The 17,519-nt window shown below is 69.6% G+C and carries 12 protein-coding genes and 1 pseudogene; 4 read left to right on the top strand and 9 right to left on the bottom strand.

The window, feature by feature from the left end; translation table 11 throughout:
* Positions 1-4: 4 nt before the first annotated feature.
* Complete coding sequence (locus OG202_RS37855) at positions 5-2,515, bottom strand: Pls/PosA family non-ribosomal peptide synthetase (RefSeq protein WP_327727309.1); 2,511 nt, start codon at positions 2,513-2,515, stop codon at positions 5-7.
* Positions 2,516-3,072: 557 nt separating this feature from the next.
* Between OG202_RS37855 and OG202_RS37860 the strand changes: the two genes are divergently transcribed.
* The gene (locus OG202_RS37860) at positions 3,073-4,197 is read left to right on the top strand and encodes a YihY/virulence factor BrkB family protein (protein WP_327727308.1); all 1,125 of its coding nucleotides are present in this window, start codon (positions 3,073-3,075) and stop codon (positions 4,195-4,197) included.
* Between the two features lie 247 nt (positions 4,198-4,444).
* Positions 4,445-5,140: a DUF6597 domain-containing transcriptional factor gene (locus OG202_RS37865; RefSeq protein WP_327727307.1), complete on the top strand. Its 696-nt coding sequence runs from the start codon at positions 4,445-4,447 to the stop codon at positions 5,138-5,140.
* 96 nt (positions 5,141-5,236) lie between these two features.
* On the opposite strand, the gene OG202_RS37870 is transcribed toward OG202_RS37865, so the two are convergent.
* Positions 5,237-5,641: a VOC family protein gene (locus tag OG202_RS37870; protein ID WP_327727306.1), complete on the bottom strand. Its 405-nt coding sequence runs from the start codon at positions 5,639-5,641 to the stop codon at positions 5,237-5,239.
* Between the two features lie 190 nt (positions 5,642-5,831).
* Between OG202_RS37870 and OG202_RS37875 the strand changes: the two genes are divergently transcribed.
* Positions 5,832-6,497: a hypothetical protein gene (locus OG202_RS37875; RefSeq protein ID WP_327727305.1), complete on the top strand. Its 666-nt coding sequence runs from the start codon at positions 5,832-5,834 to the stop codon at positions 6,495-6,497.
* A 151-nt stretch (positions 6,498-6,648) separates the two neighbouring features.
* Here the strand turns inward: OG202_RS37875 and OG202_RS37880 are convergent, their stop codons facing one another.
* The 3 genes from OG202_RS37880 to tnpA form a co-directional block, all read right to left on the bottom strand.
* Positions 6,649-8,820: a sulfatase gene (locus tag OG202_RS37880; protein ID WP_327727304.1), complete on the bottom strand. Its 2,172-nt coding sequence runs from the start codon at positions 8,818-8,820 to the stop codon at positions 6,649-6,651.
* Positions 8,821-9,010: 190 nt separating this feature from the next.
* Positions 9,011-10,051 carry a LacI family DNA-binding transcriptional regulator gene (locus tag OG202_RS37885; protein ID WP_326575553.1) on the bottom strand — a complete coding sequence of 347 codons (1,041 nt, stop codon included), beginning with the start codon at positions 10,049-10,051 and terminating at the stop codon, positions 9,011-9,013.
* Positions 10,052-10,291: 240 nt separating this feature from the next.
* On the bottom strand, positions 10,292-10,720 hold the full coding sequence (gene tnpA, locus OG202_RS37890; RefSeq protein ID WP_326582560.1) for an IS200/IS605 family transposase: 429 nt from the start codon (positions 10,718-10,720) through the stop codon (positions 10,292-10,294).
* Between the two features lie 50 nt (positions 10,721-10,770).
* Here tnpA and OG202_RS37895 point away from each other — a divergent pair.
* Positions 10,771-11,932 (top strand): annotated as a pseudogene (locus OG202_RS37895) (RNA-guided endonuclease InsQ/TnpB family protein).
* A 394-nt stretch (positions 11,933-12,326) separates the two neighbouring features.
* Here the strand turns inward: OG202_RS37895 and OG202_RS37900 are convergent.
* From OG202_RS37900 to OG202_RS37915, 4 genes are read right to left on the bottom strand one after another with little or no spacing between them, the layout of a single operon-like run.
* Positions 12,327-14,285 carry a glycoside hydrolase family 43 protein gene (locus tag OG202_RS37900; RefSeq protein WP_328224246.1) on the bottom strand — a complete coding sequence of 653 codons (1,959 nt, stop codon included), beginning with the start codon at positions 14,283-14,285 and terminating at the stop codon, positions 12,327-12,329.
* Positions 14,282-15,262, bottom strand: coding sequence for a carbohydrate ABC transporter permease (locus OG202_RS37905; protein ID WP_327727301.1), 981 nt, complete (start codon positions 15,260-15,262; stop codon positions 14,282-14,284). Before OG202_RS37905 ends, OG202_RS37900 begins: the two co-directional genes overlap by 4 nt.
* A complete protein-coding gene (locus tag OG202_RS37910) occupies positions 15,262-16,146 on the bottom strand; it encodes a carbohydrate ABC transporter permease (RefSeq protein WP_326575545.1) in 885 nt (294 codons plus the stop codon). Before OG202_RS37910 ends, OG202_RS37905 begins: the two co-directional genes overlap by 1 nt.
* 11 nt (positions 16,147-16,157) lie before the next feature.
* Positions 16,158-17,498 (bottom strand): ABC transporter substrate-binding protein, encoded by a 1,341-nt coding sequence (locus OG202_RS37915; protein ID WP_326575543.1) that lies wholly within the window; start codon positions 17,496-17,498, stop codon positions 16,158-16,160.
* Between the last annotated feature and the right edge of the window lie 21 nt (positions 17,499-17,519).

Here is a 17,519-nt window from a genome sequence, read left to right on the forward strand (position 1 = left end):
CGATTCACCGTGATCCGGTGGTCTCCGTCGCCGGGTTCCCGCCCCAGCGCGCGTGCGGCGGCACCTCCTCGCCCTTCATCAGGAAGGAGTCCGGCGCGAGCACGGCCCCCTCGCCCAGCACCACGCCGTAGTGCACGAACGCCTCGACCTCGAGCGTGCAGCCGGCGCCGATCGTGACGTGGTCGGACTTGAAGGTGCCGTCCTCCTGCGAATGCGCCTGGATCTTGCTGCCGGCCGCGAGCGTGCAGTCGTCCCCGACGGCCGTCAGCGTCCGCTCGGTGATGAACGCCCCGTCGTCGAAGACCCGGCGCCCGATCCGCACCCCCAGCAGCCGCCAGACGAAGCTCTTGAACGGGGTGCCGTTGAGCATCGTCAGGTGTTTGTCCGGCAGTTTCCACAGCCGCTCCTGCCGCCAGAAGACGGGGTCGTAGATGGAGCACAACCGTGGCCGCAGCGGCCGGAAGCGGGTCAGGGACCGTTCCACCAGCGTGTAGTAGAAGACGGTGAACACCAGCGCCGCCAGGGGCAGCGCGGCGAGCGCGAGCAGTCCCGCGATGCCGTCGCCGTGCCCGTACAGATCGACGGCGATGAAGCCGAGCACGGTGAGCGCGAAGGTGTGCAGCCAGCGCAGGAACAGGAACAGTCCCATCGAGCGCAGGTTGAAGCGGTTCTTCGCGGCGAGCCGGCGGCGCAGTTCCTCGCCCTCGCGCAGGTGGTCGAAGCGGCTGTCGCGCTCCACCGAGCGGGGGATCTCGAAGGGCGGCGAGCCGAGCAGCCCGACCCCTTCGCGGATCTCGCCGTCGAGCGGGACCAGCACCTTCGTGGCCAGCAGGCAGTTCTCGCCGGTCCGGCCGCCGACCGGGTAGGCGATGAGATTGCCCAGGAAGTTGTGCCCGCCGATCGCCGTCCGGGACACCCGGAACGACGTGGCGGAGTAGTCCGCGTTCATCACCGACAGCCCGTCCGCGACCATCGTGCCGCTGCCGACCTTCACCAGGTACGGCGTCTCGTGCTGCACCGCGGTGCCGAAGTTGGATCCGGTCTGGTCGACGCGTGAGAGGTCGTAGCCGAGGGCCTTGAGGCAGGGGACGATGTACGAGCTGTCGCCGCACAGCCACGTGAAGAACTTGAGGTTGGTCAGGCGGGCGATCGCGCGGTGCACCGAGTAGTGGAAGCCGTACAGCGGATAGGTGCGGTCCGGCTCCACGAGCGGGCGCAGCAGTCGCGGGACGACGAACACGACGACGGCTCCGACGGCGACGGAGCCGGCGAACAGCGCGAGCGAGAGGGCCATCGCCTCGACGTAGAAGCGTGCCGAGGTGAGGTGCCGCGACGCCGGGTCGAGGAGGGTGTCCAGTTCGGGCGCGGCGGTGAGCAGGAGATAGGCGCCGCCGACCGTCAGCGGCACGTACAGCAGCAGCGTCTGGAGCAGGGCGGCGAGGCCGTATCCGGCCCGCCGGAGCGTGCCGCACGGGAGGGGGGCCACCCGGACGTGGTCCACGTCCGTGCGCCGGGCCGGTGAGCCGTGCCGGCTCTCCCCGGCCGGGACCGACTCCTCGGCGCGCAGCGCGGAGGAGTGGCCGAGCTGGGAGCCGTCGCCCAGGGCGGTCCCGATGTCGAGGACGGTGTGCTCGCCGACGAAGACGTCCCGGCCGAGGGTCACCGGGCCGGTGCGGATGCGCCCGGCGCGCGCCCGGTAGCAGAGGAAGACGGAGTCCTTGCGGATCACCGTGCCCGCGCCGATCGTCAGCAGGTCGGTGCAGACCGGGACGGTGCGGCTGAGGATCGTGACGCCCGGTCCGATGCGGGCGCCGAGGGCCCGCAGGTACAGCACGTACAGCGGGTTGCCGACGAACAGGATCATCGGGCTGGTGTGCAGAAGCGCCTTGACGATCCAGAACCGCAGATACGCCGGGCCCCACACGGGGAACTCCACGGGCTTCCACCGCCCGACCAGCAGCCATTTGGCGGCGACCGGCAGGGTGCACAGGGCGAGGAAGGCGAGCAGGCCGAAGACCGCCGAGCGCAGATAGATCTCGACGAGCCCCGAGGCGTCCGCCACCCACTCGTACCCCAGTACGTATCCGGAGGTGGCGAGCAGGCCGTATCCGGCGAAGAGGAGCAACTGCAGCGCCCCGCACAGGGCGTACCGGAACGTGCTGCCGGGGGGTGCGGCCTCGGCGGGCACCGGCAGGGCGGCCGACGGAGCCGGCGCCTCGGCCAGTGCGGCGGCGAGGCCGCGGATCGTCGGGTGGCCGTAGACGTCCCGGATGGAGACCGACGGCAGGTCGGGGTGCTTCCTGACGCGGGCACAGAAATGCGCCATTGTCAGCGAGTTGGCACCGAGGTCGTCGAAGAAATGGCTTTCTGCGGGCACATGTTCGACGCGTGCGACGCCGGCCAGAACTTCGGCGAGGAGTCGCTCGGTGGCGGTGTACGATTCCGCCGCGTCCGGCTCGGCCCCCTGGACCTCGCCCGGTTTTTCCACCACGTGTCGTGGTGCTGGCAATGTCATTGAATTTCTCCGCGACAGGTATTGCGATGGAAGGCGCCCGGGGGTGAACGGGACGGCGCGCGGAATGACAGAAGGAGAGGGGATGGGAAGCGGTGACGCGTGTGGCGGAATTGATCAGGCCTGGTCGGAGCCTGGGCGAATCCCCTGAGGTGTGCTGGGCCGGCACCTGGTCCAGGTGGCCGCAGCCGAATGCAATCCGGATTCTTTCGGTACATTCGGGAACGGGTCAAGGGAGGTCGGGTGATTGACGCTTTCCCGCCCCTTTTCCGATCTCTTCCGGCCTGTCGTACCTGAGCCCGTACGGCGTTTCAGCGGGGAACTTTCCGAAAAGACGGTACAAGCACGCTCGGACGTTCCACTTCCGGCCCCTCATTGATTCAGCCAGCACGTTCATGACAGAAAAGGCGATTTGGAATCACCTTTGGTTTCTGCTGGGTTTCCCTTTGTTTGCTGCCCCGTGACGCGACCGGAGGGAAAGGTGCGCCGCGCGCGGGCCCTGTCGCGACCGACGGCACCGGGAGGTGAGGGCGGCACGCGCAGGCGGATACCTTTAGGGCGTGCAGCCAGCAAGTCAGTCACCCCCACCGTCCGAGAGCCCCCATGGGCGTCTCCACCGCGCGCGTGCCCTCTACCGGGACGTCTCCAAGCGCAGGACCGCCTGGCTGCTCCTGAAGGACACCGTCAACTCCTGCATCGAGTACCGCATCCTGGGCCTCGCGGCCGAGGCGGCGTTCTTCACGCTGCTCTCCGTGCCACCGCTGCTGCTCAGCATGATCGGCCTGCTCGGCTACGTCGACGACTGGACCGGCGCCGACACCATCGCCAGCCTGGAGCTCAACCTCCTGGAGGCCTCGCGCACCGTCCTGTCCGACAAGGGCGTCGCACAGATCGCGCAGCCGATCCTGGACGACGTGATGAAGGGCGGTCGCCCCGACGTCATCTCCATAGGATTCCTCTTCGCCCTGTGGTCCGGCTCCCGCGCGGTGAACGTCTTCATCGACACCATCACCGTCATGTACGGCCTCGACGGCGTCCGCGGCATCGTCAAGACCCGCCTCATGGCGTTCCTGCTCTTCATCGTGGCCCTGCTGATCGGTTCGGTCGCCCTGCCGCTGATGGTCGCCGGGCCCGACGCCGTCGTCCGGATCGTCCCGTGGTCGGCGACCGTCGTCCAGGTCCTCTACTGGCCCGTCGTGATCGTCCTGTCCATCGTCTTCCTGACGACGCTCTACCACGTGTCGGTGCCGGTCCGCTCCCCCTGGGTCGAGGACGTACCGGGCTCCCTCATGGCCCTCGGCATGTGGGTCCTCGGCAGCTTCCTGCTCCGCATCTACCTCACCAGCACGGTCGAGGGGGCGACGATCTACGGCTCGCTCGCCGCCGCCGTCGCCGTCCTCCTCTGGATCGGCGTGAGCGCCTTCGCCGTCCTGGCCGGCGCCGCCGTCAACGCCGCCATCGACCGCGTCTGGCCCGCCGCCGCCACGGCCGCGGCCCGCGCCGCAAACGAGCGCCTCCGCGAGGAACAGGCCGCCGAGTACGTCGCCCGCGCGGCCGCCGCCCGCTCCCACGACCCCGAGGACCCCGACATGCCCTCCGAGTTCCCGGAGCGCTGGTCGCGCTTCCTGCCACCGGAGGACGTGACGTCGAGGCTGCGGTCGCCGGTGAAGAAGACGGACGAGTAGCGCGTTCGCGGTGGCGAGTGCGTCCAAGAGGGTGCACGGGTGAGTCCGCAGGAGCATCGGCATTCTGTGGAGAGCCGGGGGTGCCGTGTGGAGCCGGGGGTGCCGTCGGGGTGTGGGTCTGTGCGGGTCTGAGTGGGTCTGCGTGGGTCTGTTGCGGGCTGCGGGTGGTCCGTGGTTGCTCGCGCGGTTCCCCGCGCCCCTGAAGGGCACGGCAGTACCCGGCGGCCACAGGCGTAGCCTTTTTCGTGTGTATGCGGAAAGGGCGTCTCGGCTGGACGGGGCTGTGGTCTGGATCAACAGTCCCGGTGGCCCTGTCGGCCCCGGCTCCGGGCGGGTGCTGCCCGACGGGTGCATGGATCTGCTGTGGCACGACGGCCGGCTCATGGTCGCCGGACCGGACACGCGCGCGTACGTCACCGAAGGGGGACCGAGCAGCTGGGCGGGCCTCCGGTTCTATCCGGGCACCGCGCCCGCCTTTCTCGGTGTGCCCGCGCACGAGTTGCGTGACCGGCGGGTGGAGCTGGCCGATCTGTGGTCCCCGGCGCTCGTACGGCGGCTCACCGCCCGGGTGAACGCGGCGGGTGATCCGGCGAGCGGGCTCGAAGAGGTCGTCCTGGAACGGGCGGCCGATGTGGGGCGCCCCGATCCGGTGCTGCGGCGCGTCGTCGTCGCCCTCGACGCGGGGCGTGCCGTCGCGGCGACCGCCGACGAACTAGGGCTGGGGGCACGGCAGTTGCACCGCAGGTCACTCGCCGCGTTCGGGTACGGGCCCAAGACGCTGGCGCGGGTGCTGCGGCTGCGCCGGGCGCTCGCACTCGCCCGGAACGGCGTGCCCTTCGCCGAGACGGCGGCCCGCACCGGGTACGCCGATCAGGCACATCTGGCGCGTGACGTACGGGAGTTGGCGGGGCTGCCGCTCGGCGAGCTGCTCGGCCGACGGTAGCGGAGGCGGGCCGGGTCGGGTGCCGGTGGTGGGCCGGGTCGGGTGCCGGTGATGGGTGTCGGCGGTGGGGGACTGTGGTGGGGGCCGGTGGGACGGCTACTCGGGGGCGGGCGCCGGCAGTGGTGCGAAGAGGTCGACGCCGTTGCCGTCGGGATCGAGGATCACGGCGTACCGGTGGCCCCACACCGCGTCCCACGGCTTGAGCTCACCGCGGTACCCGGCGTTCACCAACTCCTCGTACACCGCGTCGACTTCGGCCGGACTGTCGCACAGCAGGGCCAGCCCCGCGCCGCCACCCGTCCCCGGGCGGTACTCGGGGTGGAAGGAGCGGACGGTCTCCTCGGTGTCGAGCAGCAGCCGCAGCCCGCCGGGCAGTTGGGCCTCGGCGTGCGGCTGGTGCTCGGCGCCCTCGGGGAAGGCGAAACCGAGCCGGCGGTAGAAGGTGACGGAGGCGGCCATGTCCGAGGCCACCATGCCGATCGCGTCGAGTCGTGGAGTCATACGGCCACCGTAGGCGGACCGGCGACGGCCGGTCTTGAAGGAATCGGACACCCGCCCACACCCGTCGTGAGACCGGCCCCCGGAGCCTCACCATCCCCTCGTGGCGCGAAGTGGCCCTTGTGGGTAAGCGCTCTCACGGAACGGACTCTTTGGCTCACCTGTGGAACAACTGTGCGGCAGGATGGAGGGCATGCTCAAGCTCCGTACCGCGCGTGTTCTGCTGCCCCTGGCGTTCCTGCCGTCGCTGCTCACCGCCTGCGGGACCGAGAAGGTCGTGGTCGCGGGCCGCGAGCCCCTGATGCCGTCCCCCGACCGGGCCGAACTCCACGCCCGGGCCGAGGCGTTGGGCCTCGCGCCCGGGCTCGTCTATGTCACCGAGTCCCCCGGCTTCACGCTGGCCCGGCAGTCCGTCGGCGTGTACGGCGCCGACGGCTTCTCCGCCGCCTACTGGTCCCGGAAGAACAGCGCCCAGCTCCTGCTCCTCGTCGACCACGGCACGATGACCGCCGGCAGCTGCCCCGAACTGCCGCTCGGCCAGGGCACGGGCGAGCCGGTCGGCTGTGAACGCGACGGGGACGCCTGGTACCGGACCTCGGCGGGACAGCACGAGTACGCCGTACCGGAGGACGGCCACCTCGTCCGGATCAGCGCCGCCGCGGCCACGGTCGACCGCGACGCCCTGCGGGCAGCCGCCCTCGCCGCCCACCGCCCCACCGACGCCGAACTCGCCTTCCTCCTCCCGCCCCGCCACCACGACAAGCCCCGGCCCCCGCACGACGGCATGCCGATCGAACGCGGCGACCTGCCCCCGGCGGGCGACGGAGCACCCGACAACGAGGTGGGCGCCTCGGGCTGAGCCGCGCCGCCACGACGGGAACGGTCCCATGAGGCGGCCCGGGGTGGTGGCCCGACGTGGCGGCAGGGCGGCCGGACGTGGTGGCGTGGTGGCGTGTCGGCCGGACGCGGTGGCGTGGTGCTCCGAGGCGTTGGGCGTGATGTGCCGTCGATCAGGGGGAGGGGATACCGCCCGGCTGCTGCGGGCCGAACGCCGTCATGAAGCGGTCGCGGAACTTGTCCATCCGCCACACCGGCGTGGTGTCGGCGGGCTGCAGACCGTCCGTCCAGCCCCAGTCGGAGATCTTCTCCAGCACCTCGGGGTCCTGGGCGACGATCGAGACCGGCACGTCGTGGCTGGGGTTGTCGCCGGTGACCGTCTTGTTGGGCTGGTGGTCGCCGAGGAAGATCAGGACGGTGTCCTTGGAACCGTACTTCGCGACGTGGTCGACGAGGCTGGTCACCGAGTACTGGATGGACTTGCGGTACTCGTCCCGGACGGCCAGGGGATCCTTCCAGACCTCCGTCGGGTCCTTGCCCTCGGCCTTCTGCAGCGAGTGGTAGACCGACCCGTCGCCGACCTGGTCCTCGGGGATCGTGCTCGGGATGGGCGCCCACGGGTTGTGGCTGGAGGTCAGGATGATCTCCGCCATCATCGGCTCACGGTCCTCCTTGCCGTGCTCCAGCTCCTCGAAGGCCTTCAACGTGTACTGGTCGGGCATGGTCGACCAGCTGAACTTCGGCCCCTTGTAACCGAGTTGGTCGGAGTCGTAGATGTGGTCCAGGCCGAAGTACTTGCCCTCCGGCCAGGCCATCTGGGTGCCCGGGACGATACCGACCGTGCGCCAGGCGCCGGTGCGGCGGAACGCCTCGGTGAGGGTGAGACGGTCGCTCGCGACGAGTTGGGAGTAACGCGACTGGTTCTTGATCCACAGGCCGGACAGGAACGTGGAGTGCCCCAGCCAGCTGCCGGCGCCCGTGATGGGGGAGCGCAGCCAGCCGCTCCGCGACGCGTACCCGGCGTCCTTCAGCTCCTGCGTCTTCCGCGCGAGCGTCTCACCGAGCGGCTCGCCCATCCGCGGGTCGTCGATCGCGGAGCGGCCGTAGCTCTCGATGAACGTGATCAGTACGTCCTTGCCGCGCAGCCCGGTCAGCAACTGGTCAGGCGGTACGTCGGCGAAGGCGTCCACCGCGGCCTGCTTGCGGAACGCCTCCCCGTCCTTCAGCCCGTCGCCCACCGACTCGATCCGGTTCTCCACGAGCGTGGCCGCGCTGTGCGAGGCCACCGGCACGTCGGATATCTCCAGCGTCAGCGTCGAGCAGGTGATCCACGCCGTTCCCAGGACGAGCAGCGTACGGCTCGCCGTGTGCCGGTTGCGCACCATCAGCCTGCTGATCCGCAGGACCGCGAGGGTCATCAGCACCGGCAGCGCCAGCGCCAGCGCGATCAGCCCGACCGTCGCGGCCTGCGCGACCGCGCCGCCGAGCGAGTCCTTCATGAACGACTGTGCGTCGTCCAGCAGAATCCAGTCCAGCACCAGGTCGAACGGCCGGTCCAGGGTCCAGTACGACCCCATGTCCAGCGCCTTGACGATCGTCAGCAGTCCGAGCACCGCCCCGACCACCACCACTGCCACCCGCCGCGCCATCGTCGGCAGTACGAGCAGCAGCCCCGCCACGAGGATCCCCTCCGCCGGGATCCGCAGGAACCGGCCGAAGTCGATCTCGGTGATGTCGTTCGGCACGACCAGCGCGAACAGGACGAGGACGATGGCCAGCCCGGTCACGGCCCAGGCGACAGCCCGCGCGGCCCGGGGGTGCCTCGCCCGCCAGCCGGACGGGGACGCGATCCACTCGGGGCCGGGATCGGGTTCAGGACCGGGCTCGGCGGAGACATCGGGCGCAGGACCGGGCTCGGCGGAGACATCGGGCGTGGGCTCGGGCTCCGGGGCCGACTTGGCCTTGAGCTCGGTCTCGTTCCCGTTCCCGTTCCCGTGCTCGGGCTCAGGTTCGGGTGCGGCGGACGGCTCGGGCTCGTCTGCGTCGGCCTTGAGGTCGGACTGGGGCTTCTCGGGGTTCTCCGCTTCGGCCTTCAGGTCGGACTCGGGCTTGTCCGCTTCGGTCGGGAGAGCTGACTGGGGCTTCTCGGGGTTCTCCGCCTCGGCCTTGAGGCCGGGCCCGCCCTCGGACTGTGCCTCCTCGGACTGTCCCTCCTCGGGCTCCGCTGCCGTTGCCTCGGTCTCCGTTACCGCTTCCGGCTTCGGAGGGGCGGCGTCCTCCGGGGCTTTGTCGTCATCCGGCGCCGGTGTCGGTCCCGGAAGCTGCGGAGAGCGTATGTGCGACAACCCGAAGGTCCTTCCCTGTGGAGCATGTGGAGCTCAGTGCTGGTGGAGCGGAGTGGGCCGGGGCCGCGGGACCGCCGGGACACCCGATTGGCCATCCCTATGCGTACGGTCCCACGACGCCAACCGTTCACCCGAACTCAGGGCCGCCGCAACCCCTTCACCGAACCGCGACGCACCCGGCGCCCACCCCTCAGGCCGAGCGCAGCGCCCCCGTGCTGGCCCGCTCCACCAGCCGCGTCGACAACTCGGTGCGGGTGCCCTCCGGCTGGTCGCCCTCCATCATCCGCACGAGCAGCCGAAGCGCGGTCTGGGCCATCTCCGAGAGCGGCTGGCGGACGGTGGTCAGGCCGGGAGTCGCCCAGCGGGCCTCGGGAAGGTCGTCGAAACCGACCACGCTGATGTCGTCCGGCACCCGCAGCCCCCGCTCGGCCAGCGCCTCGTACACGCCGAGGGCCATCTTGTCCGAGCAGACGAAGACGGCGGTCGGAGGCTCGGGGAGGTCGAGCAACTGGAGCATACGGTGGCGTGCGGTGGTCTCCATGAAGTTGCCGTAACGGACGTACTCCGGCCGGTACGGCATTCCCGCGGCCGTCAGCGCGGAGCGGTAGCCCGCCACCCGGTCGCTGCTGCACATCTTGCGCCGGTACCCGGCGATCACGGCGATCCGTTCGTGCCCCAGGGACAGCAGATGGTCGGTGGCGGTCATGCCGCCCTGCCAGTTGGCGGCGCCCACGGACACCACGCCGGCCGGCGGTTCCAGGACCGGGTCGATCAGCACGAAGGGGATGCGGTGCTGGGTGAGCCAGGAGTACTGGGCGGGGGACAGCTCCGCCAGGTTGAACAGCACGCCCGCCGAGCCGCGGGCGGTCAGCTTGTCGAACCAGCCGCGTTCGGGGCGGGCGCCCCGGGTGCGGGTCAGGCCGGCCGAGACCACGACCTCCAGGCCGGCGTCGTGGGCGGCCTGTTCGACGCCGTGCAGCACCGCGCCCGACCAGGAGCTCTCCAGCGAGTGCACGACCAGGTCGACCATGCGCGGTGGTTGCGACGCCTCGAACCGGGGTCGCCGGACATAGCCGAGCCGGTCCAACGCCTCGGTGACCCGGCGCCTGGTCTCGGGGGCCACGTCCTCCCGGCCGTTGACCACCTTCGAGGCCGTCGGCACGGACACCCCGGCCTCGCGCGCCACCACCGCCAGCGTCGGCCCGGCCGTCACGCTCCCGCCCCGCACCATCGCGACTCCACCTCTCAGTGCCCGTCCCGAGGGCCGGTGAAATTTTCGAACAGCGTCGCCCCCGCGACGGAAGCCCGACCGCGTAGCAAGCGCTTCCTACGTTAAGCCCAACTCAACACGGCGGGAAGAAGCAGGGATTCAGCTTGATCTAGCGCGGAACCCCGGGCGTTCACGTCCGGGAGGAAGCGCTTCTCTGGATCGCTCTGACTTGCAGGTGCCCACGGGGCTGCACTGTTGACCTCAGCCAGGTCGCTTCTGGTTCTCGATGTACTCCTTGATGATCTCCAACGGTGCTCCGCCGCACGAGGCGGCGAAGTACGAAGGCGACCAGAAGTGGTCACCCCACAGGTACTTACGGATATGGGCTGGGAACTCCTGGCGGAGCCGCCGGGCAGAGACGCCCTTGAGAGAGCCGACCAGCCGGGACAGGGCGACTTTGGGCGGGTAGTGCACCAGCAGGTGGACGTGGTCCCTCTCCCCGTTGAACTCCACCAGCTCGGTGTCGAAGTCCGCGCACACGTCACGCATGACCTCCTCGCAGCGCCGAAGGATCTCATCGGTGAACGGGCCGCGCCGATACTTTGGTGTGAAGACCAAGTGCGCGTGAAGGGTGTAGACGACTGTTCTACCCCTACGAATATTGGGGTTTGGTTCCCAGCGTGGTGACATAGATCAACGATACGATCACGCCTGTGAAACTCGTTGTGCAGGTAAAGCTGATGCCGGAGGCCGGGCAGGCCACCGCGCTTCTCGCGGCCCTGCGCACGGTCAACGAGGCCGCGAACTGGGTGTCGGCGGTGGCGTTCGAGCAGGGCGTGCCGCGTGAGTACGAGCTGCGTAAGCACACCTACGCGGAGTTGAAGTCGCGGGGGTTGGGAGCGCAAGCAGCCCAGCACACCATCAAGAAGGTCCGCGACGCCTACACGACACTCAAGGCCAACATCAAGGCTGGGAACCTCGGCAGACCGGGCTCGAAGCGGCGCAGGAAGGCCGAGTCCAAGCCCGTCGCCTTTCGGCCCGAGGCAGCCCAGCCGTACGACGACCGGTGCCTGAGCTGGCAGTACGACGCGCAGACGGTGTCCATCTGGACCACTGCCGGACGCATCCGGGGTGTGCGGTTCGTCTGTTCCGCCGACGGCCTCAAGATGCTGCGTGAGCACCGGCAAGGCGAATCGGATCTGGTGGAACGCGACGGCGTGTTCTACCTGATCGCTACCTGCGAGGTCCCCGAGGAGAAGCAGTACGAGCCCGACGGGTTCATCGGCGTCGACCTCGGCATCGTCAACATCGCCACTACGTCCACCGGCTACCAGGCCGCCGGGCGCGACCTGAACCACCACCGCAAACGCCACGGCGATCTACGCGGCAAGCTCCAGCGCAAGGGCACCAAGTCCGCCAAGCGGCTGCTGAAGAAGCGCAACCGGCGCGAGCAGCGCCATGTCTCCAACACCAACCACATCATCGCGAAACGCATCGTGACCGAGGCTGAACGCACCTCGGCCGGAATCGCCCTGGAAGATTTGGGCGGCATCCGGCAGAGGGTACGGCTCCGCAAGCCTGGGGGTACCTCCCACGCCCTTAAGGCAGTGGGGGAGGGTCGCGCTCCACTCCTGGGCCTTCGCCCAGCTCGGAGAGTTCATCGCGTACAAGGCACGCCGAGCAGGCGTGCCCGTGGTTCACGTCGACCCTGCCCACACCTCGCAGACATGCTGCGAGTGCGGGCACGTCGACAAGAAGAACCGGGTCGACCAGGCCCTCTTCATCTGCCGGAACTGCGGGGTCGTTGCCCACGCGGACCGGAACGCTTCCCACAACATCGCCCAACGTGGCGCCGTGGTGTGGAACGCGGGGCGTGAGTCACGCGTCCCAGCCACCCCGTAAGGGGTGGCAGGACGGAGGAGCCCACCCAGCCGCCAGCTGGGCACTACCTCCAAGCCCGGCCCTTCAGGACCGGGTCAAGTTGACAGGACCGCCCCAGCCAAAACTTTCGAAACCTCGAACAACGGGCAGGGGGCTCTGCGGAGGGTCGGCCGCGGACCGGGGCGCGGACGCCGGGCTGGGCGAGGCCGGGGCGGCTGTGGGGGCTGGTGGGGCGAAGAATAGAGGGCGGGGGCGGCTATGGGCGCAAGGCGGGCGAGGGATGGGCGAGGGTCGGGTCAGTTCTCTGCGCGGGAGTTCCGGGTCCCGCACCCTGGCCGGAGGCGCGGCTGGGAAGTGCCCGAATCCCCGCACCCGTCACCCGTCACCCTTCATCCGTCTCCCTCACTCGTCTCCCTCACTCCGCCGCGCACACCAGCCGGAATCCGCTGAAGTCCGCTTGGAACTCCGCGGCGACGAGGTCCTGGGCGTGGATGCCGGCCAAGGTGCCGGTGAAGCGCAGCCGGGAGCCGTAGTCGTCGGAGAGGTGGGTGAAGTCCAGGACCGGTCCCATGGGGGTGCGTACGCCGTCGCGGAGGTACCAGAAGCGCGCCTCCGCGCCGTCGACGCTCGCCCCCAGGGTGACCGGCCGCCCCGGCTCGACCTCGACCACGGCCACCTGCCGGGCCCCGTCCTCGTCGCGTTCGAGGAGGCTGAGCACGGTACGGCCCCCGCCCCGCCACTGCTGGCCGCGCTGCGGCTCGCCCTCGGGTTCGGCCCAGGTCAGGTCGAGGGCGACGTAGGACGCGGTGTTGTACCGGAGGGTCAGCCCGGCGGCCTCGCCGAAGGTGCGCGGCCGGGCCTCGACGGTGACCTCCACCTCCGCCCGGTGCTCGGTGATCCGCTGGGCCAACAGACTCTGCTCCCACAGCGATTCGGGACCCTGCCGGCCACGCAGCCGGATCCAGCCGGGACGGGCGGCCGTGTCGGCCCAGGAGGCGTCCGGCTCGGCCCGCAGACTGCTCCACGGCCAGGACAACGTGCCCTCCTGCGCGGCCGGCACGAGGGCGGACGGTAGTGCGCCGGGCGCGAGTACGGAGGGCTGTGCTCCCGGCGCGAGGGCGGACGCCGACGCGGCAGGCACGGCAGGCACCGCAGGCACGGCAGGCACGGCAGGCACGGCAGGCACGGCAGGCACGGCAGGCACGGCAGGCACGGCAGGCACGGCAGGCACGGCAGGCACGGCAGGTGTGCCGACGCCCGGCGGGACCACGGACGCATCGAAGCCCACCGGCGACGCTTTCCCAGCCGCGCCCGCCGCCCCTACGGCCGGTGTCTGCACCACCATGGCCGGTGTCTGCACTTCCACGGCCGATGTCTCCGCCTCCACGGCCGGTGCCTCCACCTCCCCCTGCGGCACCTCCACCTCCACCGCCGGATGCCAACCCCCTTGCCGCAGCCGGGGCCAGCCCTCCGCGTCCCAGGTCACCGCCTGGACGGCGGTCTCCCGGCCCAAGGGGCAGCGGATGCCGTGGTCGGTGTGCAGGGGGCGCGCGGTGAGGTGGCTGAGGAACCACTCGCCGGTCGGCGTCTCGACCAGTTCGGCGTGCCCGGCCTTCTGCAACGGGCTTTTGGGGTCGTCCCGGGTCGTCAGCAGGGGCAGGCCGTCGAGTTCGTACGGGCCGGTCAGTGTGCGGCCGCGCGCCACCCGCACCCCGTGTTCGACTCCGGTACCGCCCTCGGCGAGGACCAGGTAGTACCAGCCGTCGCGGACCAGGAGCTTGGGGCCCTCGATCAGCCGGTCGTGCTGGAGCAGGAGATGGGTGTCGCCCAGGGGGCGCAGGGTGGAACGGTCCAACTCCGTCAGGACGATCCCGGCGAACCGCTTGCCGCCCGGGCGGTGGTCGCTCTGCATGTTGAGCAGCCAGAGCCGGCCCTCGTGGTGGAACAGCGCGGGGTCGAAGCCGTGGCTGGAGATTCGCGCCGGCGCGGTCCAGTCGCCGTCGACCGCCGGGGCCGTGCTGACGTAGGTGTCCAGGTCGAAGTAGCGCGTGCCGACCGACCGCACGATCGTGTAGACCACCCAGAAACGGTCGCCGTCCCAGCTCAGCGAAGGCGCCCAGATGCCGGCCGAGTCGGGGACACCCGCGAGAGAGCCGCCCGGGGCCGCGCCGCGCACATGACCGGCGTACTCCCAGTGCGCGAGATCCCTGGAACGGTGTATCGGGATCGTCGGGAACCACTCGAACGAACTGGTCGCCACGTAGTACCACTCGCCGACCCTGATCAGGGACGGGTCGGGGGCGAAGCCGCGGATGACGGGGTTGCGGGCCACGGTCCTGGCACCGGCTCCCGGCGCTCCGGAGAAGGCCGTCACTTCAGCGCCCCCAGCGTCACGCCCGACCGCCAGTAGCGGCGCATCGCGGTCATCATGACGGCCAGCGGGACGATGGACAGCAGGGCGCCGGTCAGGACGAGGCTGGTCACGTCGATGCCGGACTCCAGCGTCTTGCCGGTCCAGTAGTAGAGGCCGAGGTTGAGCGTCCAGTTCTCCTTGCCGCGCAGGACGGTCAGCGGGAGGAAGAAGGCGTTCCAGGTGTTGACGAAGGCCAGCAGGAAGACCGTCGCGCCGCCCGTGGTCATCATCCGCAGCACGATGCTGAAGAAGATGCGCAGCTCCCCGGCCCCGTCGATCCGGGCCGCCTCCAACAGCTCGAAGGGGACCGTCGCCTCGGTGTAGACCTTGGCCAGATACACGCTGAAGGGGTTGATGAGGCAGGGGATCAGCATCGCCCACGGGGTGTCGACCAGGCCGATCTTCGAGAACATCAGGTACAGCGGGAGTGTCAGCAGGGCGATCGGGATCAGGAACGACCCCACCACGCACGCGAACACCACACCCCGGCCCGGAAAGTCGAAGCGGGCCAGGCCGTAACCGGTCGCCAGCGCGATCAGCGTGCCGCCGAGGGAGCCGACACCGGCGTACAGGAACGAGTTGGCGGTCCAGCGCAGGAAGATGCCGTCCTCGTAGGTGAACAGCTGGTGCAGGTTGTCCCAGAGGTGCATGTCGGAGAACCACATGCCGTTGCTCTGGTACAGCCCCACCCGGTCCTTGGTGGCGGCGACGATCAGCCACCACACCGGGAACAGGCTGTAGACGCTCGCCAGGATCAGGCCGAGCAGGATGAACCGCTGGCCGCCGCGCCCGCGTGAGGCCGCGTCGGGGCCGGCGATCCGCCGTACGGGAGGCACGCCGGACCTCCCGGCCTTCCCGGACCTCCCGGTGTTCCGGGGCTCTTCGGTGTTCCCGGATTTCCCGGGCTTCTTGGGGGAGTCGGTGGTGGTCGTGGCCATCAGTCGACCTCCTTCGAGGTCAGCCGGTAGAAGAGGAGCGAGGCGACGCCGAGGATCAGGGCGAGGAGCACCGACAGGGCGGCGGCGTAGTGGTAGTTGCCCGCGTTGAACGCCTGGTTGTAGATGATCATGATCGGGGTGAAGCCGTCGTCGACGGTCTCCGGGGTGATTCTCCGGAACAGCGCCGGCTCGTTGAAGATCTGGAGCATCTGGATGATGGAGAGCAGTCCGGTCAGGACCAACGCCCCGCGTACGAACGGGATCTTGATGCTCAGCGCGATCCGGGACTCGGAGGCGCCGTCGAGGCGGGCGGCCTCGAACAGTTCGCGGGGCACGCCCTGGAGCGCCGAGTAGATGATCACCATGTTGTAGCCGATGCCGTGCCAGGTGAGCAGGTTGCCGATGGACGGCCACACCATGGAGGGTGCGAAGAAGTTCCAGTCGAACCCGAAGAGGTCGCCGATCGGGGTCAGGGGGCCCACCTCGGGGCTGTACAGGTTGATCCACACGATCGCCGCGACCACGCCGGGGATCATGTACGGGACCAGCAGCACGATCCGGAACCGGTTCGCGGCCTTGGAGGTGAGGGCGTCCAGGAACAGTGCCAGGACCAGGCTGACCAGCAGCATGAACGGGATCTGGACGCAGGCGAACAGCACCACCCGCAGGATGGCGCCCGTGAACGCCGAGTCGGTCAGCCCGAGTCGGTAGTTGTCCAGCCCCGAGAACTCCCGGGTCGCGCCGCCGAGGCCGAGCCCGGACTGCTTCTCCTGGAACAGCGACTCGTAGACCGCGTATCCGATCGGCAGCAGATAGAGGAAGACGAATCCGAGCTGGAAGGGCACCGTGAACGCGGCACCCTTCCAGCGCTGGGAGCGAATCATCGAAGGATGCCTCAGCCCTTGACGTTGATACCGCGCGACTTCAGGTCCTTGACCGTCCACTCCTGCATGTGCGCGAGCAGGTCGGTGACCTTCTGTTCCTTGCTGACGACCTTGCCCCATTCGCTCTGCAACTCGGTGAACATGGCGGTCCAGTTCGGGCCGTAGACCCAGTCCGCGGTGACGGTGCCCAGGCTGTCGGTGACGATCTTCTCGCCGGGCGCGTAGTTGTCGCCGAGCAGCTTCTCGGAGATCGCCTCGGAGACGTAGGCGTCGCTGTCGGCCAGGGCCGGCATGACACCGCTGCCGGTCTCCGGGCTCGCCATGGACTTGACCGCGCCGGTGTCAGTGGACAGCCACAACGCCGCCTCGGCCGCCTGCTTCTTGTACTTGCACTGTTCGGTGACCAGGTTCATGCCACCGCTCTGGTTGGTGCCGGCCGGCGTCTTGGCCGCCTCGCCCTGGTACGTCGGCCAGGGCGAGAGCGCCCACTTGCCGAAGGAGTCGGTGAAGTTCTGCACCATGCCGGACATCTGCCAGGTGGAGATCTGGCGGGTGACCGTGCCGCCCTTGTCGTAGTTGCGCTGCACGGCCGCGTAGTCGGCGAAGGAGAGCTTGGAGTTGAGGTCGTCGTCGATGATCTGCTGGATCACGTCGGCGGCCTTCAGGCTGCCCTCGTCCTGGAAGTCCACCTTCCAGGAGTCGCCGTCGATCGCGTACCAGTGGGCACCGGCCTGCATGGCCAGCACCTCCAGGGTGCTCGGGTCCTCGCCGGCGTAGTTGGTGATGTGGATGTCGTGCTTCTTCAGGACCTTGCCGGCGGCGATGAAGTCGTCCCAGGTCGCGGGTGCCTTGAGGCCGTACTTGTCGAAGACGTCGGTGCGGTAGATCGTGAAGGCGGGCGCCGAGCTGGTGGGCACGCCGTAGACCTTGCCCTGCACCTGGACACCGGCCCACGCACCGGCGTTGAACTTGTCCTCGCTCGACCCGACGTACTCGGTGATGTCGGCGAGCGCGCCCTGCGACACCCAGGTCGTCACGTACTCGGCGGTGTTCTGCAGCAGACAGGGGGCGTTGCCCGCCTTCACCGCGTTGCTGAGCTGTTTCTGCATGGTCAACTGGTCGGTGACCTTGGTGTACTTGAGCTGGACGTCCTTGTGGGAGGCGTTGAACGCCTTGACGAGGGCCTCCTGGCCGTTGGCCCAGCCCCAGAAGGGGAGGGTGACCGGACCGGAGGCTCCGGAGGAACCGTCGTCGCCCGAGTCCGAGCCACCGCACGCGGCGAGCAGACCTGTCAGCGCCACACTCGCGACGGCGACGCGGGCGAACCTTCTCCGAGGGCTGAGGGAGTTCATCGTACGGTCATCCTTCGAGAC

This window comes from Streptomyces sp. NBC_00310, from assembly GCF_036208085.1.
Lineage (GTDB): Bacteria > Actinomycetota > Actinomycetes > Streptomycetales > Streptomycetaceae > Streptomyces.